General features: G+C 72.6%; 21 protein-coding genes. 11 read left to right on the forward strand and 10 right to left on the reverse strand.

Features of this window, described 5'->3' with window-relative positions:
- The first annotated feature begins 184 nt into the window (after nucleotides 1-184).
- Entirely contained in the window at nucleotides 185-1,171 is a 987-nt protein-coding gene (locus FAF44_RS09420) for a LacI family DNA-binding transcriptional regulator (protein ID WP_237102668.1), read from the forward strand.
- A gap of 10 nt (nucleotides 1,172-1,181) precedes the next feature.
- On the opposite strand, the gene FAF44_RS09425 is transcribed toward FAF44_RS09420, so the two are convergent.
- On the reverse strand, nucleotides 1,182-2,288 hold the full coding sequence (locus FAF44_RS09425) for a ThiF family adenylyltransferase (RefSeq protein WP_237102669.1): 1,107 nt from the start codon (nucleotides 2,286-2,288) through the stop codon (nucleotides 1,182-1,184).
- A 372-nt stretch (nucleotides 2,289-2,660) separates the two neighbouring features.
- Between FAF44_RS09425 and FAF44_RS09430 the strand changes: the two genes are divergently transcribed.
- Complete coding sequence (locus FAF44_RS09430) at nucleotides 2,661-5,315, forward strand: DUF6493 family protein (RefSeq protein WP_237102670.1); 2,655 nt, start codon at nucleotides 2,661-2,663, stop codon at nucleotides 5,313-5,315.
- Between the two features lie 136 nt (nucleotides 5,316-5,451).
- Here the strand turns inward: FAF44_RS09430 and FAF44_RS09435 are convergent, their stop codons facing one another.
- Nucleotides 5,452-5,781 (reverse strand): putative quinol monooxygenase, encoded by a 330-nt coding sequence (locus tag FAF44_RS09435; protein ID WP_237102671.1) that lies wholly within the window; start codon nucleotides 5,779-5,781, stop codon nucleotides 5,452-5,454.
- 64 nt (nucleotides 5,782-5,845) lie between these two features.
- Here FAF44_RS09435 and FAF44_RS09440 point away from each other — a divergent pair, with 64 nt between their 5' ends.
- From FAF44_RS09440 to FAF44_RS09450, 3 genes are all read left to right on the forward strand, one after another.
- On the forward strand, nucleotides 5,846-6,205 hold the full coding sequence (locus tag FAF44_RS09440; RefSeq protein ID WP_237102672.1) for a MerR family transcriptional regulator: 360 nt from the start codon (nucleotides 5,846-5,848) through the stop codon (nucleotides 6,203-6,205).
- Nucleotides 6,206-6,279: 74 nt separating this feature from the next.
- Complete coding sequence (locus FAF44_RS09445; RefSeq protein WP_237102673.1) at nucleotides 6,280-6,885, forward strand: hypothetical protein; 606 nt, start codon at nucleotides 6,280-6,282, stop codon at nucleotides 6,883-6,885.
- A 32-nt stretch (nucleotides 6,886-6,917) separates the two neighbouring features.
- Nucleotides 6,918-7,535 (forward strand): hypothetical protein, encoded by a 618-nt coding sequence (locus FAF44_RS09450; protein WP_237102674.1) that lies wholly within the window; start codon nucleotides 6,918-6,920, stop codon nucleotides 7,533-7,535.
- A gap of 10 nt (nucleotides 7,536-7,545) precedes the next feature.
- Here FAF44_RS09450 and FAF44_RS09455 read toward each other — a convergent pair whose 3' ends face one another.
- Complete coding sequence (locus FAF44_RS09455; protein ID WP_237102675.1) at nucleotides 7,546-8,157, reverse strand: hypothetical protein; 612 nt, start codon at nucleotides 8,155-8,157, stop codon at nucleotides 7,546-7,548.
- 272 nt (nucleotides 8,158-8,429) lie between these two features.
- Between FAF44_RS09455 and FAF44_RS09460 the strand changes: the two genes are divergently transcribed.
- Nucleotides 8,430-8,759, forward strand: a complete 330-nt coding sequence (locus tag FAF44_RS09460) for a hypothetical protein (RefSeq protein WP_237102676.1) — start codon at nucleotides 8,430-8,432, stop codon at nucleotides 8,757-8,759.
- Nucleotides 8,760-8,852: 93 nt separating this feature from the next.
- On the opposite strand, the gene FAF44_RS09465 is transcribed toward FAF44_RS09460, so the two are convergent.
- The 4 genes from FAF44_RS09465 to FAF44_RS09480 form a co-directional block, all read right to left on the reverse strand.
- Nucleotides 8,853-9,272 carry a VOC family protein gene (locus FAF44_RS09465; RefSeq protein ID WP_237102677.1) on the reverse strand — a complete coding sequence of 140 codons (420 nt, stop codon included), beginning with the start codon at nucleotides 9,270-9,272 and terminating at the stop codon, nucleotides 8,853-8,855.
- A 106-nt stretch (nucleotides 9,273-9,378) separates the two neighbouring features.
- Nucleotides 9,379-11,919, reverse strand: a complete 2,541-nt coding sequence (locus FAF44_RS09470; RefSeq protein ID WP_237102678.1) for a polysaccharide lyase family 8 super-sandwich domain-containing protein — start codon at nucleotides 11,917-11,919, stop codon at nucleotides 9,379-9,381.
- 94 nt (nucleotides 11,920-12,013) lie between these two features.
- A complete protein-coding gene (locus tag FAF44_RS09475) occupies nucleotides 12,014-12,454 on the reverse strand; it encodes a phospholipase (RefSeq protein ID WP_237102679.1) in 441 nt (146 codons plus the stop codon).
- Nucleotides 12,455-12,547: 93 nt separating this feature from the next.
- Entirely contained in the window at nucleotides 12,548-13,837 is a 1,290-nt protein-coding gene (locus FAF44_RS09480; protein WP_237102680.1) for a cytochrome P450, read from the reverse strand.
- A gap of 236 nt (nucleotides 13,838-14,073) precedes the next feature.
- Between FAF44_RS09480 and FAF44_RS09485 the strand changes: the two genes are divergently transcribed.
- The 3 genes from FAF44_RS09485 (at nucleotide 14,074) to FAF44_RS09495 (ending at nucleotide 15,632) form a co-directional block, all read left to right on the forward strand.
- The gene (locus tag FAF44_RS09485; protein WP_237102681.1) at nucleotides 14,074-14,604 is read left to right on the forward strand and encodes a carboxymuconolactone decarboxylase family protein; all 531 of its coding nucleotides are present in this window, start codon (nucleotides 14,074-14,076) and stop codon (nucleotides 14,602-14,604) included.
- A 69-nt stretch (nucleotides 14,605-14,673) separates the two neighbouring features.
- Nucleotides 14,674-15,111, forward strand: coding sequence for a DUF1772 domain-containing protein (locus FAF44_RS09490; RefSeq protein ID WP_237102682.1), 438 nt, complete (start codon nucleotides 14,674-14,676; stop codon nucleotides 15,109-15,111).
- A 50-nt stretch (nucleotides 15,112-15,161) separates the two neighbouring features.
- Nucleotides 15,162-15,632 carry a PPOX class F420-dependent oxidoreductase gene (locus tag FAF44_RS09495; RefSeq protein WP_237102683.1) on the forward strand — a complete coding sequence of 157 codons (471 nt, stop codon included), beginning with the start codon at nucleotides 15,162-15,164 and terminating at the stop codon, nucleotides 15,630-15,632.
- A gap of 10 nt (nucleotides 15,633-15,642) precedes the next feature.
- On the opposite strand, the gene FAF44_RS09500 is transcribed toward FAF44_RS09495, so the two are convergent.
- Nucleotides 15,643-17,025, reverse strand: a complete 1,383-nt coding sequence (locus FAF44_RS09500) for an FAD-dependent oxidoreductase (protein ID WP_237102684.1) — start codon at nucleotides 17,023-17,025, stop codon at nucleotides 15,643-15,645.
- Between the two features lie 103 nt (nucleotides 17,026-17,128).
- On the opposite strand from FAF44_RS09500, the gene ligA reads away from it, so the two are divergent.
- Nucleotides 17,129-19,195 (forward strand): NAD-dependent DNA ligase LigA, encoded by a 2,067-nt coding sequence (gene ligA / locus FAF44_RS09505; RefSeq protein ID WP_237102685.1) that lies wholly within the window; start codon nucleotides 17,129-17,131, stop codon nucleotides 19,193-19,195.
- A 316-nt stretch (nucleotides 19,196-19,511) separates the two neighbouring features.
- Here the strand turns inward: ligA and FAF44_RS09510 are convergent, their stop codons facing one another.
- Nucleotides 19,512-19,757, reverse strand: a complete 246-nt coding sequence (locus tag FAF44_RS09510) for a hypothetical protein (RefSeq protein ID WP_237102686.1) — start codon at nucleotides 19,755-19,757, stop codon at nucleotides 19,512-19,514.
- Here FAF44_RS09510 and FAF44_RS09515 point away from each other — a divergent pair.
- Nucleotides 19,734-20,138, forward strand: coding sequence for a restriction endonuclease (locus FAF44_RS09515; RefSeq protein ID WP_237102687.1), 405 nt, complete (start codon nucleotides 19,734-19,736; stop codon nucleotides 20,136-20,138). The genes FAF44_RS09510 and FAF44_RS09515 overlap by 24 nt on opposite strands.
- A 65-nt stretch (nucleotides 20,139-20,203) precedes the next feature.
- Here the strand turns inward: FAF44_RS09515 and FAF44_RS09520 are convergent, their stop codons facing one another.
- Nucleotides 20,204-21,337, reverse strand: coding sequence for a serine hydrolase (locus FAF44_RS09520; RefSeq protein WP_237102688.1), 1,134 nt, complete (start codon nucleotides 21,335-21,337; stop codon nucleotides 20,204-20,206).
- Nucleotides 21,338-21,416 lie beyond the last annotated feature (79 nt).

Genomic DNA, 21,416 nt, shown 5'->3' on the forward strand with positions numbered 1-21,416 from the left:
TCCCCGAGCACATCACACCCCCCATTCACGCCCCCTTCCCGTGACGCGTTCCGAAGACAACCCGCAGCCAGCCTTTGCCATCCGCCCGCGCCCCGCGCGTGATGCTGGGGACGCCGCATGCTGGGGACGCCGCCGCACGGCCCCGTCAGTACGATCAGGTCCGGGCAGCGAAGCTAGGACGGCGATGGCGAAGCGTGTGACGATCAACGACGTGGCGCGGGCCGCCGGCGTCTCACGGCAGACGGTCACCCGGGCGATCAACAACATGGGAGAGATCAACGAGCAGACCAAGCAGCGGGTGCTGGAAGCCTGCGAGCGGCTCGGCTACCGGCCCAGCCGGTTCGCCCGCAACCTGGTCGTGCGCAAGAAGTCCCGGGCCATGGGCCTGCTGGTCGCCTCGTTCCGGAACCCGTACTACACCGAGATCGCGGGCGACCTGCTCAACAGCGCGGCCGAGCGGGGCTGGCACGTGCTGATGGCCTCCACCGAGACGGAGGACGAGGCCGCCGCCCTCGACATGTTGTCGGGGCAGGTCGATCTGTTCGTCGGGCATCTGTGGCTGGCGGACGACGACCTCGCGCGGGCCGCCCGGGGGCTGCCGGTCGTGCTGCTGGAGCGGGCGGGCGAGCGTCCCGGCCTGCACAGTGTCGAGGTCGACATCCGCGAGGGCGTCCGGGTCGCGGTCTCGGCGCTGCGGGACAGGGGCGCCCGGCGCATCGGCATGATCGACTCCGCGGGGAGCGGGCCCGGCTATGTGCCGTCGTCGCGGCGCGGCTACTTCGAGGAGTTCGCGGGAGCGGGGTCGGCGGGCATGGTCGTCGCCGGCGACGAGTCGATCACCGGCGGCGGCCGGGCCTTCACCGACCTGGTCGGCGCGCACCCCGAGGTGGACGCGGTGCTGGTCTTCAACGACCTCATGGCACTCGGCGCGGTGCAGGCCTCGAACGCGCTCGGCATCGACGTCCCGGGCCGGGTGCGGATCTGCGGCTTCGACGGCCTGACCCTGGGCGAGGCCGTGCACCCGGCGCTGACCTCGGTCTCGCTCGACCGGCACGCGCTGGTCCGCGAGGCGCTCGACCTCGCCGACGTGCTGGCCGAGGCGGACTTCGGCGTGCTGCCGCCGATGCGGCGCACGGTCCGTCCGCGCATGTTGTGGCGCGAGTCCGCATGACGGCGCGCGGTCACCGGCCGCAGGTCGGGCAGTCCGGACGCTGAGGAACGGCCCGCGACCGGATCTCCAGCGGCCAGAAGTCCACCTCGCTCCACCGGTCGCCGAGCGCCGGTTCGAGCCCCGTCAGGATGCGGATCGCCTCCCAGGCCACGATGTTGCCGACGAGCCCGGACAGCGCCCCCATCGCGCCCGCCTTCTCCCTCCGGCCCACGACCGTCTCCATGCCGTCCCGTCCGTGGTCGGCGAACGTCTCGGCGCGGACGCAGGACCAGCAGGCGGTCCGGCCGGGGATGATCGACGTGCCCAGGACGCCGATGTGGTAGGCGTAACCCGTGCCCATGATGTGTGGGATGTCCGGCCAGCACGCCTCGCTCACCCAGGCGGCCATGTCGTTGGGGGTGGGCAGGTCGGCCGCGTTGACGACGATGTCGGCCCCCGCCACGACGTCCGCGAGGTCGCCCGCGCCGCTGATCCGCCGGTCCACGGCCTCGACCTCGATGAACGGGTTGGCCTCGCGCAGCCGCACGGCCGCCGCGGCGACCTTGGACGAGCCCAGGTCGGCCGTCCTGAACAGCACCTGCCGGGTGAGGTTGGAGGCTTCGACCCGGTCGAAGTCGCACACCCTGATCCGCCCGACGCCGGCCGTGGCCAGCGCGAGCGCCACCCAGCCGCCGAGCCCGCCGATCCCGCAGACGACGGCGGTCGAGTTGCCGAGCCGGCGCTGCAGGCCGGCGCCGCTCGTTTCCGGCGACAATCCCTCGTCGCAGAAGTCCTGGAGCAGCCGCAGTTGCCGATCGTAGAATTCGGCGCGCGCCTCACCCAAAAGACGGAATTCCCGCTCCGGGGCGGCGGAGTGGCTCAACAGCCGCTCGCCCGCCAGGATTTCCACGACTTCCGTCACCCGCGCCCGCGCGTTCCGGCCGCCGCCGCAGGCCAGCGCCCCGATCTCGTCGATCGTCCGGGTGCCGTCGAGAAGGCCCACGACGTCTTTCACGAATTCGTCGCAGGTGAATTTCTTCACGGTCCGGTCGGCCAGGCACAGGAACAGCAGTGTGCCGCCGTCCGCCTGCACGATGACGCTGTCGCGCAGCCGCGGACGCGCAGCGAGGTCCGCCACGACATGCCTCCTCAGGATGTGGGTGAAGCGGGACGTGCTTCACCCACCGGGCGCTACCCGAGCTGTGGTTTCAGTTTCCGTGGGAGTTCGACGCGGTCACCGCGCCGACCTGTAGCCGGGCTTCTTCGACCTTCACCATCACGGGGCGTCGGTTCATCGCTACCCTTTCTGCTCGGCCATTCGTACCGGCATATCATGCCGAAGCAGATGATCGCTTGACAAAGACCTTCATTCGCCGTTTCTCAGCGAGAAAACCTGTTCCGCCCGCCGGGTGCCGCCGCGAGACCGGACGCGATAATCCGGACCTGCGGTTTTCCACCCGCCTGCCCGGACGGGGCGGAATTGTCGGCGGGCCTCCCTAGGATCCCGGCCATGATCAAGGACGTGACGGAGCCCGGCTCGTGGCAGGAGATCCTCGGCCGCATCCGGGCCGGCGACGACCCCGGCCTGACGCGGGTCCTGCGGACCCTCGACGACCCCGCCAGGCGGGCGGTCGCCAAGCTGCTGTCCGCCCACCTGGCCGAGCAGGTCAAGGCCGATTTCGAGGCGAGCCGGCAGGTCAGGCGGCGGGCGCGGGGCTACCGGCTGGCCGGGGCGGCCTGCCTGGCCGGGGCCGAACAGGTGGCGGTCTGGCTCAACCGGCGCGAGCTGCGCCGCGTGGACGAGCCGGAGGACGACACCGCCGCGCTCATGTCCGTGCTGCGCCGCCGCCCGCCGGAGTGGCGCAGGGATCTCGCCGCCCGCCTCATCAAACGGCTGCGGCCGGAGCGCGGATTGGTGTGGTCACAGGCGCGCATGCCCGCCTGGGACCTGGCCGCCGCGCTGGTGCTCGACACGGGCATGGAGCCGCCGGGCGACGACGCGTTCGTCTCCGGGTGGGTGGTCCGGCTGGTCTGGCGCAATCAGCGCGACGACCGCGCCCGGCCGCTCCTCGCGAACGACCCGCTGCTCGACGGCCTGCTCCCGCACCTGTTCCAGGCTCAGGGCGTGAGCGCGACGCTGGCCTGGGACCAGATCGCCGCCCGCGACAAGACGATCGTCGGCGAGCTGGCCGGGCTGGCGGCGCAGGGCCGCGTGCCACGGGAGACGCTGCTCGACGGCTGCGCCCGCTGGTTCCTGGCCGGGGGCGACACCAAGGAGGCCGGCCCGTTCGTGACGTTGTGGCGCGAGCTGCGGCCGACCCCGGCGGAGATCCCGGTGGTCGACTTCGTCCGGCTGCTGCCGTCGGCGTCGTCCGCGGTCGTGGACCTGGCCACGGCGGAGCTGCGCCGGGCCGACGCGGCGGGGGCGCTGGACGCGGAGCTGTTCGCCGAGGCGGTGCAGGCGCTGGCGTTCCGGCCGGAGCGCAAGCACCTGACCGTCGCGGTGCGCTGGATCGCCGAGGCGCCGCCCGTACGAGCGGGAGGGGTGGGCGCGGCGCTCGCGGCGATCTTCGACGGAGGCGCTCCGGCGCTGCGCGGACGGGCGGTGCGGCTGGCGGTCGAACTCGCCCCGCACCTCGACGCGGACGGCGTGGGCGACGTCCGCGAAGCGGCCACCCGGCTGCCCGGCGACCTGCGTGCGCTGCTGGCCGGCGCCTTCGGCGAGGTCGCGGCAGAGGAGGAGCCGGTGGTGGTGCCGGTGCTGAGCGTGGTCCCGCTCCCCAGCCTGCCGCCGGAGATCGACTCGGCGGGCGAGCTGGCCGCGGAGCTGGAGGCGATGGGCTGGCCGCTGCGCTGGCAGGAGTCCGAACGCCTCCTGGCCGGCCTGGTCGCCCTCTCCCACCATGACCGCGACGGCCTGGCGAAGGCGTTGAGCGGGTGGCGGGACGGATTCTGGCTTCCCTACCGCCACACCTACGCCTACGGCGAGCCCGACGGGGACGTCCACACCCTGCTGGCCCACTGCGCCCTGGCGATCATCGATCCCGGCGCGAGCCGGGACCTGTCCAAGGCGGCCGACCTGGCCCGCGAGAGCCACCACCACACCCCCCTGGCTCCTCCCCAGAGGTTCGTCGCGCGGCGCTTCCGCGAGCTCATCGCGCACTTCGAACGCGGCGAGACGCTCCCCGCGCTGCTGTCCACCCCGACCGCGCCGACCGGGCACGTGGACGCGCAGACCCTGGTCGAGCGGATGGAACGGTTCGGCGCGCACGAGCCGCCGGTGGCCGACCTCGAGCAGGCGCTGCTCCGGCTGCCGCGGCACACCGACCCGGCCGTGATCGAGCGGGCGGAGAAGCTGCCCGCGCAGGCGGGGGCCCGGCTGGCGACCTGGCTGCGTGACGGGGGCCTGCCCGAGCCCGACGTGCGATGGCACGTGGAAGACACACTGGCCCCTTACCGCGGCGGCTCCACGGCGGCGTACGCCGAGGTCGTGCCGCCGGAGAGCCCGCACCTGTCCGAGAGCCTGCGCGAGCTGTTCACGGTGACGGCCAGGACGAGATATCCGCGCTACTCGCGCGACCTGGACTGGTGGCCGGTCGTCCTGCCCGCCCATCGGGAGGTGGCCGCGGCGCACCTGCTGAAGTGCCTGCACGCGCGCATCGACAGCACGGACGGCGGGGCCGAGGTGGTGGCGGCCCTGGTGCACGGCGACGGCCCGGCGGGCGCGGCGACGGCGGGCGCGATCGCCGTCGGCATGGGCCACCGGGTGCCCGCCCAGCGGGCCTGCGCCGCCGACGCCCTGCTCACGCTGGCGGCGCGCGACCAGCTCCCGGCCGCCGACCTGGGCCGCGCCCTGGCCCGGCTCGTACGCACCGACCAGGTCAAGCTCAACCGGATCACCGGCGTGCTGAACGAGGTGACGTCGGCGGGGGCGCACCGGCAGGTGTGGGCCACCCTCGCCGAGGCGGTCCCGCTGCTGCGGCCGGAGCCCGGGGAGCGGGTCAGGACGGGGCTGGGCGACCTGCTGGCCGTCGCCGTCCGGGCGGCCGGTCTCGCGGACGCGCGGGGCGAGCTGCCGGGGCTGGCGGAGCTGGCCGCCCGCAAGGGCTCCAGTCTGGTGCTCCACGCGGCCCGCAGCCTGCACCGTCAGCTCAGCGCGCCCTGAGCGGCGGAGCCGGTCAACGGCAGATAACCATAAACCTAGACAAATTGTCAGGACTGTCGTTACCCTGAGGGCGCTCCAGTGGGGGCCAACTGGAGCACAAAAGCATCCGCTGACGCCCTCGGCCTGACCTGCGGCATCAGCTACCGGCACCGGCCGGGTGGGCACTCCTCAGCACGCCGGTGTGGACCTCGGGCGCTCCTTCGAGGTGCTCGGGCAGTTCGGCCAGGAAGGCGCGCAGCAGCGGGGTCGCGTTGTGCCGGTCGAGGTCCTCCTGCGAACGCCAGACCTCGTAGAGGAAGAACCGGCCGTCCTCCTGCTCGTGGAGGTGGTACTGCAGGCTGCCCTCGTGCCCCCGGGACGGCTCGACGAGGTCCATCAGGAGCTTCCTGAACGCGGCGGCGTGTCCGGTCTTGGGGGTCAGGAATCCGTAGAGCGATACGGGCACCGGGGTCGAAGTCATCGTCATGGGGCCAACGCTAGGATGTGACATCGGTGTCAGATTCAAGCCGCTGCGCTATGAGGTGGGTCACATGAAGATCGGGGAGCTATCCCGCGAAACCGGCGTGGCCGTCCGCCTCCTCCGCTACTACGAGGCCCAGGGGCTGCTCACCTCCCACCGCAGCGAGGGCGGCCACCGCCATTACGACCCCGGGGCGCCCGCCACCGTCGCCCGCATCCGCACCCTGCTCGCCGCCGGGCTGCCCACCAAGGTCATCCGCGAGCTGATGCCCTGCTTCGCCGGCGACGGGGCCGAACTCCAGTCCTGCGTCCTCGACCATCTCAGAACCCAGTACGCCGAGCTGGACTCCCGCATAGCCGACCTCACCCGAGCCCGCACCGCGCTGGGCGACATCCTCGAGGTCTCCACCCGGGCGCTCACCCGCGCCTGAACCGGCCGTCACTCGTGAGAGTTTTTCGGTCTTCCGCCCGCCCGGCCGCGCGGCCCGCCGCAGACTTGACGCCCGTGACGAACGATCTCCTGCGCGCCCGCGACCGCCTGCTCTCCCCCGACGAGCTCCGCTTCGTGGCGGCCCTGCTCAACATGCCGCCGCTGCACGACGATCACGCCACGCCGTCCGAACAGCGCCGGGCCCTGTACGCCCGCATCGCCGACTGGACCCGGCTGGCGGCCCAGGCGGCCGGACGGCCCGGCGCGCCGGACGCCACGGCCGCCCGCCGCCGCTTCGCCTACCTGGTCGAGTACTCCGGCCCCCATCTCGACGGCTGGTTGCACCTGCCCGGCGCGGACACCGAGGGCCTCACGCTCTCGCCGGACGCGCCCCAGGCCGTCGCGGCGTCCCTGCTCGGCCACCACGTCGCCCGGCTGGCCGGCCGGTGCCCCGACCCGGCGCGGGCACCGGCGCTGCGGGTCTGCGTCTGGGACCTGGAAATCACCGGCGAGCCGCGCGCGCCCCAGCAGTCCGACCTGTCGGAGCACGCGAGGACGCTGAAGGCGCACGGCGTCCCGCCGCACGCGGTGCAGGCGCTCACCCGGCCCGGGTACGCCGAATCGTCGCCGGAAATCGCCGCGGCTGAAGAGAATTCCCGCTTCATTCCGTCGTCCACCTGACCGGCGGTGCCAGTCGTCCGACAATGGGAGGCGTGACGTACGATCCCGCCGAGGTCGGCGACCGCCTGGTCACCCCTGACCGCCTCCTTCAGGTGGCGGCCATGCTCAGCGTGCCGCTCCAGGAGACGGACGGCCTCCTCGACGCACTCCCGCAGGCAACCCTGTACGCCAAGATCGCCGCCTGGGCCCGGCTCTCGGCCCTGGCGGCCGACCGGCCCGGCGAGCCCGGCCACACCGGCGTCCGCCGCCGCTTCGCCTACCTGGTGGAATACGCCGAGCTGTACACCGACGGCTGGCAACCCGCTCCCGGCGAGCACGCCGAGGGCATCGTGCCGTCGGCCGGCCCCGCCGAGACGGTGGTGCTGGACGTGCTCGGCCACTACGTCGAGCACCTGGCCGCGCATCCGGGCCCGCTGTGGATGATGGACGAGCTGGCGCTGCGGGCCAGCGTCTGGGACCTGGAGACGGCCGTCGCCCCGGCGGACGAGCGGCTGTGGCTGCCCGACGAGTACGACTTCCCCGTGCAGGCGTTGCTGCTGAACGCGTCGGGCGTCCCGCCGCAGGCCGTCGTGGAGCGTACGCCCGCCGAGGTGTACCGGCTGGTGGCGGGGCACGTCCACGCGCGCGAGACGGACGGGACGACCGGCTGACCGCCCTCCGTCAGGTGACCTGCAGGACGATGATCGCGACCCCGAGGGTGAGGTCGAGGACGGCGCAGAACTCGGCGAGCGAGCGCAGCACCACCTTGTTCGCCCGCCAGATGATCACGTCCTGGACGGCGTGCCCGATGAGGGCCGCGGCGACGGCGTACGCGCCGAGCGCCGGGGCCAGGAACGCGCCGGCGAAGGCGGCCGTGCCGAAGACCAGCATGAGCGGGATCTGCAGGGCGGCCGGCCGAGGACGCCGTGGCAGGTCGCTCACCAGGCTGAGCACCGTGACGGACACCCCGGCCGCGACGAGCGCCGTCCACAGGTCGGCGCCGATCAGCCGCAGCGCGCCCACTCCTGCCACGGACGCGCCGAACAGGATCCAGACCACGCCCGGCCGGTCCAGCACCGCCGTGGCCAGGTAGATGAGGGCGGCCAGGAACACGATGGGGGCATGACCGCGGCCGTCCTGGTCGTCCAGGACGAGCAGGGCCGTCGTGAGCAGGCCGGCCAGGGTCGGCCAGCGGTGCACGAGGAAGGCCGCCGCCCGGGAGGCCGGGGAGCGGCCCGGTTGTGCCGGCGCGTCTGCCGGTGCGTCTGCCGGTGCGGGGGAAGCGTCTGCCATGACCTCGACCTTCGCCGGTCGTCGCGGCCGGGGCCCAGCGCGTCCGGGTGAGTTGTCCGAAATCCTGGGCGACCGGTCCGGCCACCCGCGAACAGACTCGCACGAGACCGCCCTGGTACGTCCCCTTCGAGCGCGGCGCCCGAGCCGGCGCCGGATAAATCCTCACCGAAAGCAGTGATCCGGCTACCGAGCGCGCCCGGGACCTGAAAGCATTGGCGCTCAGGAACCCTGGTTCGCCGGCGCGACCGGGTTCCTTCCCCTATCCCCCCACGATGCACGAGGCAGGGTTCGTGGACCTTGAGGAAGAGATCCTCGGTTTGAAGCTGCGCATGCAGGCGATCGAGCAGCTCACGCGTCCCGGCGACGAGGAGCACGTCACGGCGGCGAACGGCCGCGCCCCCGTCCAGACCGCGGTCTCCGGCGGCCGGGTCACCGACGACCTGGAGGCCCTCAACGTGGAGATCGGCGGCCTGCGCTGGCAGGTCCGGGAGTACCACACCGCGACCCACACCCAGGTGCAGGAGCAACTGGACGACATCCGCACGGGGATGCACAGCCTGGAGTTCAAGCTCGACCAGCTCCTGCGCAGGTACGAGCCGTAGACCTCGGCGGCCGGGCGGCAGGGCCGCGACTGGACGGGACGCTCGTCCGGTCCGGACTCCAGGCCGACCGGCTCGGGCAGAACCCCGGCCCCGTCACCCCGCCTGGCCGAGGACGTCCAGGTAGTGCGGGTTGTACATCAGGCCCAGGACGTTCCCCCAGGGGTCGATGACCGAGGCGGTGACGAACCCGGTGCCCCGGTCGCGCGGCGCGTCGTGCTCCTTCGCCCCCATCGCCACCAGCCGGGCCAGCGTCTCGGGGACGTCGTCCACGTGCCAGTAGACCAGGGCCCCCGCAGGGCCGCCGACGGTGGCGGGGTCGGGGGTCATGGCCAGCGGCGAGCCGGCGTACTGACTGTGGATGACGCCGAACTCGTGCCGGTAGTCGCCGATCCGCCACTCCATGTACGCCGGGGTGTCCATGTACGGCGGGATCCCGAACAGCTCGGTGTACCAGCGCTTGGTGGCCTCGAAGTCGGGCGAGTAGAAGGACACGGTGGTCAGTCCTCGGAGCATTGCGGTTCCTCTCACGGGGTCGTGCTCGGCAGGTGACCATCATCAGCCCCGAAAGTGCTCACCGAATGACTACTTTTCCGAACAAATCCGCCGCGAGGAACGCGGTTCAGTCGAGGACGGCGGTGAAGGTCCGGCCGTAGGCGTGACGGGTGGTCGCCTGGACGAGGGTCCCGCCCGGCACCCGGCGCACCGTCACCCCCTCGTCGGACGACGACGGCCGCAACCGCGCCCCCCGCAGGACGACGGAGACGTGGTCGCGCTTCATCGTGGGGTCGGCCAGGGCGACGACCGTGCGCCCGCCGTCCGAGCGGACGATCACCGAGGCGGGGCCGTCCACGAGCAGGTGCTCGACCCGGCGCGGCGGGCCGTCGGAGAAGACGTTGCAGGCGACGATGCCGAGGCCCTGGTGCCGGACGGCCTGGACGTGCCGGTCGTTCTCCAGGACGGTGATCGGCCCCTTCGCATAGGCGCGCAGGCCCGCCTCGGTGGCGTTCGGGACCAGGGCGTAGGCGAGCGCCGTCAGGGACCCGCCGGCGGGATGGGTGACCGAGGCGGTGAAGACGGACTTGGTGACGCTCGTGTCGGGATTGGACACCCGGACGACCCGGCGGCTGCGGGTGACCGTCTCCAGCCCCGCCGAGACGGGCTGCCTGCTGAGGAAGGCGTACCCGACGGCGGTGCCCCGGGTGCCGTTGGCGTAGCGCAGCCACCGTACGGGCACGTCGCCGGAGCCCGGCTCCCAGGGGCGGCCGTCCCACCGCTCCCCCGTGACCGCGACGGCGTCCTGCGGCGCGGCGACGCGGCTGTCCACGGTGCTGACCGCGTCGCGACCGCCCTGGCCGGACACGTCCGCGGCCAGCACCACCACCTCGTCGTCGAACATGAACCACGACTTGGTCGCGCGCGCGTTCCGGTACCCGACGAAGTCGTCCGGCAGCAGGCCCGCCTGCTTGGCGGTGTAGGCGGCGTCGTCCGTCTGGACCATCCCGGCCGCGCCGTACGCGCCGAGCGTCGCGCCGCCGGAGAAGGCGTTGCCGGCGCGCGGGAAGTACACGTAGGTGTTCTGGGACTCCGAGGAGGAGGTGAAGTTCAGCGGATGCCCGGGGTTCTCGTACCAGAAGCGGCCGTACAGGTCGGGCACCGTGCGCCGCTCCTCCACCGGCGCGGTCACCCCGGCCAGCCGGTACGGCGAGACGACCGTGTAGTGGTCGGCGCCGAAGACCTGGCTCTGGTCCTCGCCCGCGAGATACAGGTGGTAGGCCCCGTCACCCTGGAACCAGGGCATCAGGTTCTCGCCGTTCATGTACTCGTACTTGCTGATCCGCTCCGAACTGCGCGCCAGCGCGAAGGCGTAGCCGGGACGCCGGTGGACGGTGCGGTCCATGGCGTTGAAGGCCACGCACCGCTCGGGCGGGTTCAGGTCGGCGGCCGGGACGGCGGCGTCGGCGCGGATGGCGGCGTAGCGGGCGATGCTCACCGGGGACAGGAACGCGGCCGGGTCGGCGGCGGGCAGGAACCTCAGGTACTTCTTCAGCGGCAGCGCGTCCTCGACGTGGTCGGCCAGATCGGCGATGGCCTCCACGATCACGCCGATGTCGGCGTACCCGGTGGCGGTGCGCGAGACCGCCCGTCCCTTGACGATCTCCATCAGCCAGCCCTCGAAGATCAGCGGGGCGAACCCGTCGGTGATCCACCGCTGCACCACGCCCGGCAGCCCGGCGACGCCGCCGCCGACCCCTTCGAGCATCTTGAGCGTCTGCACGACGCGGGTCAGCAGGATCCGGCCGTACGAGCCGGTGTAGGCGACCGAGTGGTGCTGGATGAACGAGCCGTCCTGGTAGTAGCCGTCGGTGACGCCGTGCTCCAGCCGGTACGGGTCGATGGTGGCGAAGACGGTGGCCTGGTCGGAGATGGCCTTGGTGACGCGGGCGTCGTCGGCGGTGAGCGCGCCCTGGAGGAGCCGGTTGGCGGTGATGTCGGCCAGGTTCGCACCGGTGTGGAAGCGGGAGTCGAGGTCGACGTCGCCGTTCTCGCCGTTGCGCAGGTAGGCGTCCATGGAGGCGAGGTACGTGCCGGTCAGCTCGCCGCGGGACGCCTCGGGCAGCAGGGCGAGGGTCCGGCTGACGTGGGTGGGGATGCCGATCTCCCAGTTGTGCCAGTTGCCGTAGTAGCCCGCGGCCTGGTCGCCGAAGTACCGCTCGTGCAGCAGGCGCAGGCCGTCGGTGACGCGCTGCTGGGCGGCGGCGTCGTCGAGGAGCGCGCTGCCGGGGGCGCGGGTGGCGAGGACGATCTCGTACAGGTACTGGTAGGCCAGCCGGAGGTTGGCGTCGTCGGTGCCGAGCGGCAGGCCGGCGAACAGTTCGCCGCCGCTCGCCCGGTCCATGGCCGTCAGCCGCTGCCTGGCGGTGCCGAGGATCGCCGCGAGCTTGCCCGCCACCTCGGGACGGGCGTTGACGTCGGGGGTCCCGGCGAGCATGGCGACGGTGTTGGCGAGCAACCTCGGGTGATCGACCGCCGCGGCGCGCGCGGGCGAGGGGACGACGGTGAGCAGGCCGGCGGCGGGGAGCAGGGAGAGAACCTGGCGGCGGGACATGTACGGCACGGCGGGCTCCAGGCCGTTGGGGGATACGCTGGGCTCACCGTACATGATCTTCAGCGGGCTTCACAGGGAGCAGGTGGGCCGGTACGGCGCACGGTCCCCAAGGTCTCCGTGAGTCACGTCCCGGCCGCCGCCTCGTGCTCTAGCCGGTGTACGCGCCCAGCCGCTCGACCGCCCGGTGGTAGGAGCGGGCCAGCCGCTCGCACGCGGACCTGCGCAGGTCGGCGTAGGCGGCGCAGACCTGGCGCAGGTCGTACAGGAAGGCGCTGTCGACGTGTTCCTTGTTCTCCGGGAAGCGGTCGACCGCCCGGTAGTTGCGGTAGCCGAAGTCGTGGCGCATGCACGGCGTCCGGAAGTCGAAGCCGAGGGGCTGGTCGGGGCTGCCGGAGCACAGGTCCGTGGTCCAGTCGAAGGCGTAGGACGTCCAGGACGAGGGGTCCTGCCTGGCCGCGCGCCAGGCGGCGGCGCTGTCGGCGGTGGGCTGGGTGAGCGCCGAGAGCGCGCTGAGCTGCTGCTCCAGCGTCACGGCCGGGGCCGGGAGCGCGGTGATCAGGACGAGGGCGGCGAGCGACGATCCAACCATCAGAGCTGCTTCTTCTCCTGCTGCCGGGAAGCTGTCATGGACAGCTTCGCCCGGCCGCCCGGCGCTCAGGCGGAAGCGCGGGCAATGCCGGGTTCAAGGTTCGGCAGGAGGCCGGAAGCGCGTGGTCAGGCGCATCCTGATGTCGTGCTCGGCCCACAGCACGAACCGTTCCACGGGCACCACGGGGTGCTCCTCGACCGGCTCGAGGCGGAACCTCCTGAGCAGCACGGCCAGCACGAGTTCGGCCTCCACCATGGCCAGGCTCGCGCCCTCGCAGGCACGCGGCCCCAGCCCGAAGGGGAGGTAGGCGTACCGGTGGCGGCGCGCCGACGCCTCGGGGGTGAACCGGTCGGGGTCGAACGTCTCCGGGTCCGGCCAGTGCTCGGGGTTCAGGTGCACGGCCCAGAACGGGTAGAAGATCGTGGTGCCCGCGGGGACGATGTGGGGGCCGAGGGCGAGTTCCCCGATGGTCTCGCGGGCGCCGTACGGGCCCGGCGGGAAGAGGCGCATCGACTCCTTGAGGCACCTTTCCAGGTACGGCAGCCGCCTGAGGTCGGCGTACGACGGGGCCGGCCGGTCGCCGAGGACGGCGTCCAGCTCCGCGGCCACCCGCGCGGCGGGCTCCGGGTGGCGCGACAGCAGGTGGAGGGTCCAGGAGACGGCCACGCCGGTGGTGTGGTGCGCGGCCAGCATGATCATGAGGACGCTGTCGCGGATGCGGGCGGCGCTCAGCCCGGCCTCGTCGAGGGCGGCGACGAGGTCGCTGCCGCCGGCGGCCAGCACGCCGTCCACGACCCCGCGCAGGTGGGCCAGCGCCAGCCCGGCCCGCGTCAGGTCGTCGTCGCTCTGGGGGCCGCGGCCCAGGTGGACGGTCAGCACGGTCTCGAAGGCGCGCACCACCCCTGCGGGATCGTCGATGTCGCCGCCGAGGGCGTACTGGCAGATCATGCGCAGGGACAACGCGCTCAGGTCCTGTTGCAGCGTCACCTCGCCGGTGGCCGCCCAGCGGTCGGCCAGGTCGGTGGCGAGGGCGGTGAAGGCGGCGAAGTGGGCCTCGTGGGAGCGGCGGCCGGCCAGCACCGACAGCAGCGCGCGACGGAACGGGGTGTGCTCATGGGCGGGGAGCGTCTGCAGGTTGCCCGCCTCGCACAACGGGGCGAGGAACTCGAAGAGCCTCTCAGGACGGTTGTCGATCGCGGCCGTGGCCTCCAGGAGCACGGGGTCGGCCACCGAGACGGCCGAGGGCGCGCCGGGGAGCTGGAAGCGCACCAGCGGGCCGTACCGTTCGTGCAGCCGGAGCTGGTAGGCGTGCAGGCCGCCGGCGGCCGTGATGGCACTCAGCCCACTGTCCGGCCGGTCGGGTGGTCCGGGAATGTCGCGCACGCCGCCACGGTCTCCCGAGCGCGCCCGCCTGGCAAGCCTCGACACGATCACGGCGCCCGGCGGGCATGACGGGCGGCACGGCGCCGCGTACGCTCGGATCTCGCCGGCCTGTTCCGGGGCCCACTGTGGGTGGCCGGCGAGCTTGTCCTCCATGAGAACACCGTGCGTCACCAGGTGCGAAGGGCATCGGCCCGAGCGCCCCGACCACGGCTGCCGCTGAGAACGGAGAGTGCTTCATGGCGCACATCGAGCTGAACAACGACGACCCGGGGATCACCGGGCTGCTGCGGTACCGTCCCGAGACCGGCAGGGCGCTGAGCGAGCTGGCCGAGGTGCTGTTACGGGGCGACAACACGCTGTCGCGCGGCGAGCGCGAGCTGATCGCCTCTTACGTCTCCACGCTCAACGAGTGCCGCTTCTGCGCGGGCTCCCACAGCGCTTTCGCCGCGGCGCAGCTCCCTGAGGGCATGGAGCTGGTGTCCGCCGTCTGCGCGGCACCCGACACCGCGCCGATCTCCGAGAAGCTGCGCGCCCTGCTGCGGGTCGCGGCGGCCGTCCAGCGCGGCGGCGGCTCGGTCACGGCCGACGACGTCGCGGCGGCCAGGAAGGCCGGGGCCGACGACGTGGAGATCCACGACACGGTGCTGATCGCCGCCGCGTTCTGCATGTTCAACCGGTACGTGGACGGCCTGGGCACGAGCGTGCCCGCCGACCCCGCCGTGTACGAGCGGCGCGCCGCCCAGATCGTCGAGCACGGATACCGCTGAGACGTACGCGTATGGAGATGAGCGTGCCTGCCATGGACCGTCTCATCTCCATCGCGGCACCATAGGTCCATGCTTGCTCTGGCTCTCCTCACACTCGTGCTGCACGGCGCCCTCACGGGCCTGTTCTACGCCTTCTCCATGTCGGTCGTCCCCGCCCTGAACGCCATCGACCCCCGCCGGGCCGAGGAGGCCATGCGCAGCGTCAACAGGAAGATCCTCAACCCGTGGCTCTTCCTCGTGTTCCTGGGCTCGCCGGCGGCGGCGCTGGTCACCGGGTTCCTCGCCGACGCCCCGGCGTCCGCCTGGTTCTTCGCCGCCGCCGGGGTCAGCTTCGTCGGCTCGTTCCTGTTCACCATGGTGATCAACGTGCCGATGAACAACGCGCTCGACGCCGGGACCATGGAGTGGCGGCGGTTCGCGCCGCGCTGGGCCGCCGCGAACGCCGCGCGCACGGTGGCGTCGGCGGTGGCCCTGGTCCTGGTCGGGATCGGCCTGACGGGTCTGTGAGCGCGCGGATGAAAGGATCGGATGTCGCTCTGATCTGAAAGGTTCCCGAGATGGCTCCGAACATCGCCACCGCGCGCCGCGTCGAACTGCCCGAACTGCTCGACTTCCTGCGGCCCCGGCACCACGGCCTGCTGTCCACCACCCGCGCGGACGGCCGGCCCCAGCTCTCGCCCGTCTCCTGCGGCGTCGACGAGGGCGGCAGGATCGTGGTCTCCACCTATCCCGACCGCGCCAAGGCGGTCAACGCCCGCCGTGACGAGCGCGTGTCGATGTGCGTGCTGTCCGACGACTGGAACGGCCCGTACGTGCAGGTGGACGGCCGGGCCGAGGTGCTGGACATGCCCGCGGCGCTGGAGCCGCTCGTCGAGTACTTCCGGTGCATCGCCGGCGAGCACCCCGACTGGGACGACTACCGCGAGGCCATGCGCCGCCAGGACAAGTCGCTGATCCGCATCCACATCGACCGCTGGGGCCCCGTCGCGACCGGCGGCTTCCCCGCCCGCCTGGCCGCCGACCAGTGAGCTCCGCCGCTCACACCATGGCCAGGTAGCCGGCCAGCTCCTCGGCCGAGGAGGTGGCGATCCCGACGTACCCGTCCGGCCGGACGAGCGTGTGCCGGGCCCCGCCGTACGGCCGCGCGGGGACGTACGCGCGCACCTCGGGACCGCCGGGCACGCGGGGGGCGGGGTCGGGTGACAGCAGCGTGAAGTGCGGCCCGCGCAGCAGGTCGAACATCCGCGCCCGGCTCCCCCCGGCCAGCTCGACGGGCCCGTCCGGCACGCGGTCGCCGCCGTTCCCGGCCAGCGAGCCGCCCCGGTAGCTCAGCGTGAGCTGGTAGGTCTCCTCGTCGCGCCGGACGGTCTTCTTCCCGTACAGCTCCGAGCTGAGGCCGAGCACGTGGGCGGCGATCGGGCGGCGTTCCTCCTCGTAGGTGTCCAGCAGCGCGTCCGGCGCGCCCGCCAGCACCCGGGCGAGCTTCCAGCCCAGGTTGTAGGCGTCCTGGACGCCGGTGTTGAGCCCCTGCCCGCCCGACGGCGGGTGCACGTGGGCGGCGTCCCCGGCCAGGAAGACCCGGCCGGCGCGGAAGCGGTCGGCGAGGCGGATGTTGACCCGGTAGAGCGACGACCACAGCAGCTCGGTGACCCGCACGCCGCGCGTCATCGACCGCTCCGCGATCAGCCGCTGGAACCACTCCACCGTGTCCAGCGGCACGTCACCCGGCTTCAGCGAGGCGAGCACCTGGAAGGACCCGGTGCCGGCCATGGGGTACAGCGCCACCATGCCCTTGCCGGGGCGGGCCCACATGTGGATGCGGTCCCTGGCCAGGCCCTCGGCCCGCACGTCGGCCAGGGCCATCCGCTCCTCCTCGCGGGTCTCGCCGGTGAAGCCGATGCCGAGGGCCTTGCGCACCTTGCTCCTGCCGCCGTCCGCCGCGACCAGGTAGCGCGCCCGCACGCTCCGCCCGCCGCCCAGCCGGGCGGTCACCCCGTCCGCGTCCTGCTCGAACGCGGTCAGCTCGGCGTCCTGGTCCACCCGCCCGCCCAGCTCCGCCAGCCGCTCCCGCAGCACCGCCTCGGTGCGCCACTGCGGGTGCATCACCACCATCGGGTACGGCACGGCGTCGGTGGGCCGGGCCGGCTTGTGCATGCGCATCCGCCAGACGGGCACCGGGCCGACCCTGACCAGCACCGGCGGGTACGGCGCGGCGCTCGCCAGGATCCGGTCCACCACCCCCAGGTCGTCGAAGACCTCCTGTGTGCGGGGCTGGAGCCCCTTGCCCTTGGAGCCGTTCGCCGGCCCGGCCGCCCGCTCGACGACGCGGCAGCGCACGCCGCGTCTGGCCAGGTCCACGGCGAGGGTCAGGCCGGTGGGTCCGGCGCCGACGACGAGCACGTCTGTGGTGTTCTCGGTCATGACCCGACCGTGCCAGGCGGCGCTGCCGGATCCCTGTCAGCCGCTGCCGGCCCGGAGCACTCCCGCGGGCGGAATTGTCAGTGCCGGAGACGATGATTGACCCATGACCGAGACGCCGCCCATCACCGTCCTGCTCGACGACACGGCCTACGCCGAAGCCGTGCAGCTCGCCGTCGACTCCGCCGCGGCCTACTACGCCGACGGCACCTCGACGCTCGACGACGACGCCTACGACCAGCTCGTCCGCGGCATCACGGCCTATGAGGAGAAGCACCCCGAGTCGGTGCTGCCGTCGTCGCCGACCGGCAAGGTGGCCGGCGGCGCCGTGGTGGGCGACGTGCCGCACACGGTGCCGATGCTCAGCCTCGACAACGTCTTCGGGCCCGAGCAGCTCGCCGACTGGGCGGCCGGGCTGGAGCGCCGGCTCGGACGGCCCGTCACCGCGTGGAGCGTGGAGCCCAAGCTCGACGGTCTGGCGATCTCGGCCCGCTACCGGCACGGCCGGCTGGCGCAGCTCGTCACGCGCGGCGACGGCACCGCGGGCGAAGACGTCTCGCACGCCATCGGCACCATCGTCGGCCTGCCCGACCGGCTCGCCGACGCCGTGACGGTGGAGCTGCGGGGCGAGGTCATGATGACGGCCTCCCAGTTCGAGCAGGCGTGCGCCAAGCGGGAGGCGCACGACGGCACCACGTTCGCCAATCCGCGCAGCGCCGCCGCGGGCACGCTGCGCGCCCAGGACCGGCCCTACGTGTGCGAGCTGACGTTCTTCGGCTACGGCGTGCTGCCGCCGCCCGACGACGACTCCGAGTTCGCCGTCCGGCTGCGGGGGCTGCCGCACAGCCAGGTCATGGGCTGGGTCGCGGCGCAGGGCGTGCAGACCACGGCCGCCACGCCGGTGGCCGGCATCCTGGCCGAGACCCTCGACCAGGTGCAAGCCCGGGTCGAGGAGATCGCGGCGGCGCGGGCCGAGCTGCCGTTCGGCATCGACGGCATCGTGATCAAGTGTGATCTGGCGGGCGACCAGGCCGAGGCCGGGTTCAGCTCGCGGGCGCCGCGCTGGGCGGTGGCGTACAAGCTGCCCGCCACCGAGAAGATCACCAAGCTGCTCCGGGTGGAGTGGAACACCGGGCGCACCGGCATCATCGCCCCGCGCGCCGTGCTGGAGCCGGTCAAGCTCGACGGCAGCGTCGTCACGTACGCCACCCTGCACAACGTCGCCGACATCACCCGGCGTGGCCTGATGCTGGGCGACAGCGTGACCGTCTACAAGGCGGGCGACGTGATCCCCCGCGTCGAGGCGCCGGTGGTGCACCTGCGCACCGGCGACGAGCAGCCGATCCCGATCCCGGAGCTCTGCCCGCAGTGCGGCGACGCGATCGACCGCTCCCAGGAGCGCTGGCGCTGCGTGCGCGGGCGCAACTGCCAGGCGATCGCCTCCATCATCTACGCGGTCGAGCGCGACACCCTCGACATCGAGGGCCTGGCGGCCAGCCGCGTCAAGCAGATGTTCGACACCGGGCTGATCGCCGACTTCGCCGACCTGTTCTTCCTCACCCGCGAGCAGCTCCTCGGGCTCGAGCGGATGGGCGAGACCAGCACCGACAACCTGCTCGCGGCCATCGAGCAGGCCAAGACCCGCCCGCTCAGCAGGGTCTTCGCGGCGCTCGGGGTGCGCGGCACCGGCCGCGCGATGAGCCGCCGCATCGCCCGTCACTTCGCCACGATGGACGAGGTCCGCGCGGCCGACGCCGAGGCGATCCAGCGGGTCGAGGGCATGGGGCCGGAGAAGGCGCCGCTCGTGGTGGCCGAGCTGGCCGAGCTGGCCCCGCTGATCGACAAGCTCGTCCGCGCCGGGGTCAACATGATCGAGCCCGGCGCCACCCCGCCGTCCGCCGAGCCCGTGGCCCCGGGGCAGGAGCTGCCGCTCGCCTCGATGTCGGTGGTGGTCACCGGCACGATGACGGGCCCGCTGGCCGCGCTGTCGCGCAACGAGGTCAACGAGCTGATCGAGCGGGCGGGCGGCAAGTCGTCCTCCAGCGTCTCCGCCAAGACGGCGCTGCTGGTCGCGGGTGAGAAGGCGGGCTCGAAGCGGGCCAAGGCCGAGACTCTGGGCGTGCGCGTCGTCAGCCCGGAGGAGTTCGCCGACCAGGTCAGCGCCTTCCTCTGACGGCCGCACCGGCGCGCGGTCGCCTCGCTGCCAGGTGCGCTCACCTCGCGAGGGTGGAGCGGCGGGGCGGTGCGCCAAACGGGCCGGGCACGCTGATCTCCTTCGTGGCCTGCGGTGAGATCGGTGCCGACATGCCCGGACGCTAACAGTCCGGTTTTATGGGGAAGAAGCGGGTTCGCCGCATGTCCATCGGGCCGTCACCGAAAGTTCGGCCGCCCATTCTGTCGGTGTCACCGTTCATACTCACCGTCAGCACCGGCCTTTCGGGAGGAAAACGATGGCGAGGCGTTCCGGACACCGCAGGAAGCGGTCCAAGTCAAGCGGCAGGCAGCAGTTGTGGCTGCTCAGCCTGCTGGTGGCAGGCATTGCGGTCGCCCTTTTCGCGAAATTCGCCATCGAGAATCCGGTGCCGGCGATAGGCGTGGCCATGCTGCTGGCCGCCGCGTGCTGTGCCGCGCTTTTCATTCGATATCGGGTCATCCAGGCCCAGCGCCGGCAATTTCTCGCGGCCAACGCGGAATTGGCGAAGGTCGATCTCATGACCGGCCCGCAATTCGAGCACCTCGTCGCCGAGTTGATGATCGCCGAAGGTTTCCGCCGGGTCGTCGAACGGGGGCGCAGTGGTGACGGCGGCGTCGACGTCACCGCCGTGGCGCCCGGCGGCGTCCCGTACGCCGTGCAGTGCAAGCGCTACAGCCGGTCCGTCGGCGCGCCCGAGGTGCGCAACTTCCTGGGGGCGCTGGCCAACGCCTTCGACGGGTACACCGGCGTCCTGGTCACCTCGGGCCGCCTGACCCGGCAAGCCCGTGCGGAGGCGCTCGACGCCCGGCAGCCGCTGCTGCTCGTCGAGCGCGATCGGCTGGCCGACTGGCTGACCGGCCGGAGCACCCTGCTGCCCCGGCGGGTGCCGCCGCTGGTGGAAGGGGAGGAGCTGGCGGGGTGAGCCGCTCGCCCGGTCGTCGTGGCCGGGGCGGGGCGGGGTCACCGGGGAGCCGTCCATCGGGCGGATCAGAACTGGGCGCAGATGGCGGTGTCCAGCGCGGCCTCGACGTGCTTCAGGCCGGCGGCCGTGGTCGGCAGGTGGGTGACGGCGACGGCGGCGGCGCGGCCGTCCTCGGTGGCGGCGTTGGTGGTGGAGAAGCCGGGGATGGAGCCGCCGTGGCCCCAGGCCGTGACACCGCACGACAGCTTCACGCTGCTCAGGCCCAGGCCGTACTGGGCGTTGGGGCCGAGCATCGGGGCCTTGACGGTGGTGCGCATCTCCTTGAGCTGCGCGGGCTTGAGCAGCTTGCCGTCGATGAGCGCGGTGAAGAAGCGGTTCAGGTCGCTGGGGGTGGAGATCATCTGCCCGGCGGTCCACGCCTGCGACGGATCGAAGGAGCTGACGTCGGTCATCGGCCGCTTGGGGTCGTCCCGGTGGTAGCCGGTGGGGTGCGGGGTGCGGATCTCCTGGTCGCCGCTGCGCGGGAAGTAGGTACGGGTGAGGCCGAGCTTCTTGACCGTGCGCCTGGTGATCTCCTCGCCGGCCGGGCGGCCGGTGACCTTCTCGATGAGCAGGCCCGCGACGATGTAGTTCGTGTTGGTGTACTGCCACTTCGCGCCGGGGGCGAACTGCGCCTTCTTCGCCAGCGCCATGTCGAGGAGCCGCCGGGGCTCGAAGTGGGTGTGCTGGTAGGGCAGGATGCCCTTGGCCAGGAAGTCGGTGTACTCGGGCAGGCCGCTGGTGTGCTGCAGGAGCTGGCGCACGGTGATGCGGCGGCCGTCGATGCCGTCGCCGCGCAGCAGGCCGGGCAGGTAGGTCTCGACCGGGGCGTCCAGCTTGACCTTGCCCTCGCCGACGAGCTGCAGGACGGTGACGGCGGTGAAGGTCTTGGTGTTGCTGCCGATCCGGACGTACCCGTCGGCCGGCGGCTGCTCCTTCAGCCCGGCGGTGTAGTCGCGCATCCGGCCGTCGCGCGACCGCACGGAGGCGAGCGCGGCGGGGAAACCGTCCTTGAGCACGAGCTCCATCAGGTTCGCCTGGACGGCGGGGGAGGCCGAAGCGGTGGTCTGGGTGGCGGCGGCCTGGGTGGCGGTGCCGCAGACGACGGCGAGGGCGAGGGCGGAGGCGCCGGTCCAGCGCTGGAAGCTCGTTGCGATCATGCGTCAAAACTACGGACCGTCAGGGGGTGGCGACGATCCCGTACACGGGACAGATCATGGTAGGGCCTGCCCTACCGTC

The organism is Nonomuraea sp. MG754425, assembly GCF_021699195.1.
GTDB lineage: Bacteria > Actinomycetota > Actinomycetes > Streptosporangiales > Streptosporangiaceae > Nonomuraea.

What these genes read in the sequence shown, in the direction of transcription:
- FAF44_RS09420 (WP_237102668.1), top strand. Translation starts at nt 185, where the DNA reads ATGGCGAAGCGTGTGACGATCAACGACGTGGCGCGGGCCGCCGGCGTC.
- FAF44_RS09430 (WP_237102670.1), top strand. Translation starts at nt 2,661, where the DNA reads ATGATCAAGGACGTGACGGAGCCCGGCTCGTGGCAGGAGATCCTCGGC.
- FAF44_RS09435 (WP_237102671.1), bottom strand. Translation starts at nt 5,781, where the DNA reads ATGACGATGACTTCGACCCCGGTGCCCGTATCGCTCTACGGATTCCTG.
- FAF44_RS09440 (WP_237102672.1), top strand. Translation starts at nt 5,846, where the DNA reads ATGAAGATCGGGGAGCTATCCCGCGAAACCGGCGTGGCCGTCCGCCTC.
- FAF44_RS09455 (WP_237102675.1), bottom strand. Translation starts at nt 8,157, where the DNA reads ATGGCAGACGCTTCCCCCGCACCGGCAGACGCACCGGCAGACGCGCCG.
- FAF44_RS09460 (WP_237102676.1), top strand. Translation starts at nt 8,430, where the DNA reads ATGCACGAGGCAGGGTTCGTGGACCTTGAGGAAGAGATCCTCGGTTTG.
- FAF44_RS09465 (WP_237102677.1), bottom strand. Translation starts at nt 9,272, where the DNA reads ATGCTCCGAGGACTGACCACCGTGTCCTTCTACTCGCCCGACTTCGAG.
- FAF44_RS09470 (WP_237102678.1), bottom strand. Translation starts at nt 11,919, where the DNA reads ATGTACGGTGAGCCCAGCGTATCCCCCAACGGCCTGGAGCCCGCCGTG.
- FAF44_RS09475 (WP_237102679.1), bottom strand. Translation starts at nt 12,454, where the DNA reads ATGGTTGGATCGTCGCTCGCCGCCCTCGTCCTGATCACCGCGCTCCCG.
- FAF44_RS09485 (WP_237102681.1), top strand. Translation starts at nt 14,074, where the DNA reads ATGGCGCACATCGAGCTGAACAACGACGACCCGGGGATCACCGGGCTG.
- FAF44_RS09490 (WP_237102682.1), top strand. Translation starts at nt 14,674, where the DNA reads ATGCTTGCTCTGGCTCTCCTCACACTCGTGCTGCACGGCGCCCTCACG.
- FAF44_RS09495 (WP_237102683.1), top strand. Translation starts at nt 15,162, where the DNA reads ATGGCTCCGAACATCGCCACCGCGCGCCGCGTCGAACTGCCCGAACTG.
- FAF44_RS09500 (WP_237102684.1), bottom strand. Translation starts at nt 17,025, where the DNA reads ATGACCGAGAACACCACAGACGTGCTCGTCGTCGGCGCCGGACCCACC.
- ligA (WP_237102685.1), top strand. Translation starts at nt 17,129, where the DNA reads ATGACCGAGACGCCGCCCATCACCGTCCTGCTCGACGACACGGCCTAC.
- FAF44_RS09515 (WP_237102687.1), top strand. Translation starts at nt 19,734, where the DNA reads ATGACCGGCCCGCAATTCGAGCACCTCGTCGCCGAGTTGATGATCGCC.
- FAF44_RS09520 (WP_237102688.1), bottom strand. Translation starts at nt 21,337, where the DNA reads ATGATCGCAACGAGCTTCCAGCGCTGGACCGGCGCCTCCGCCCTCGCC.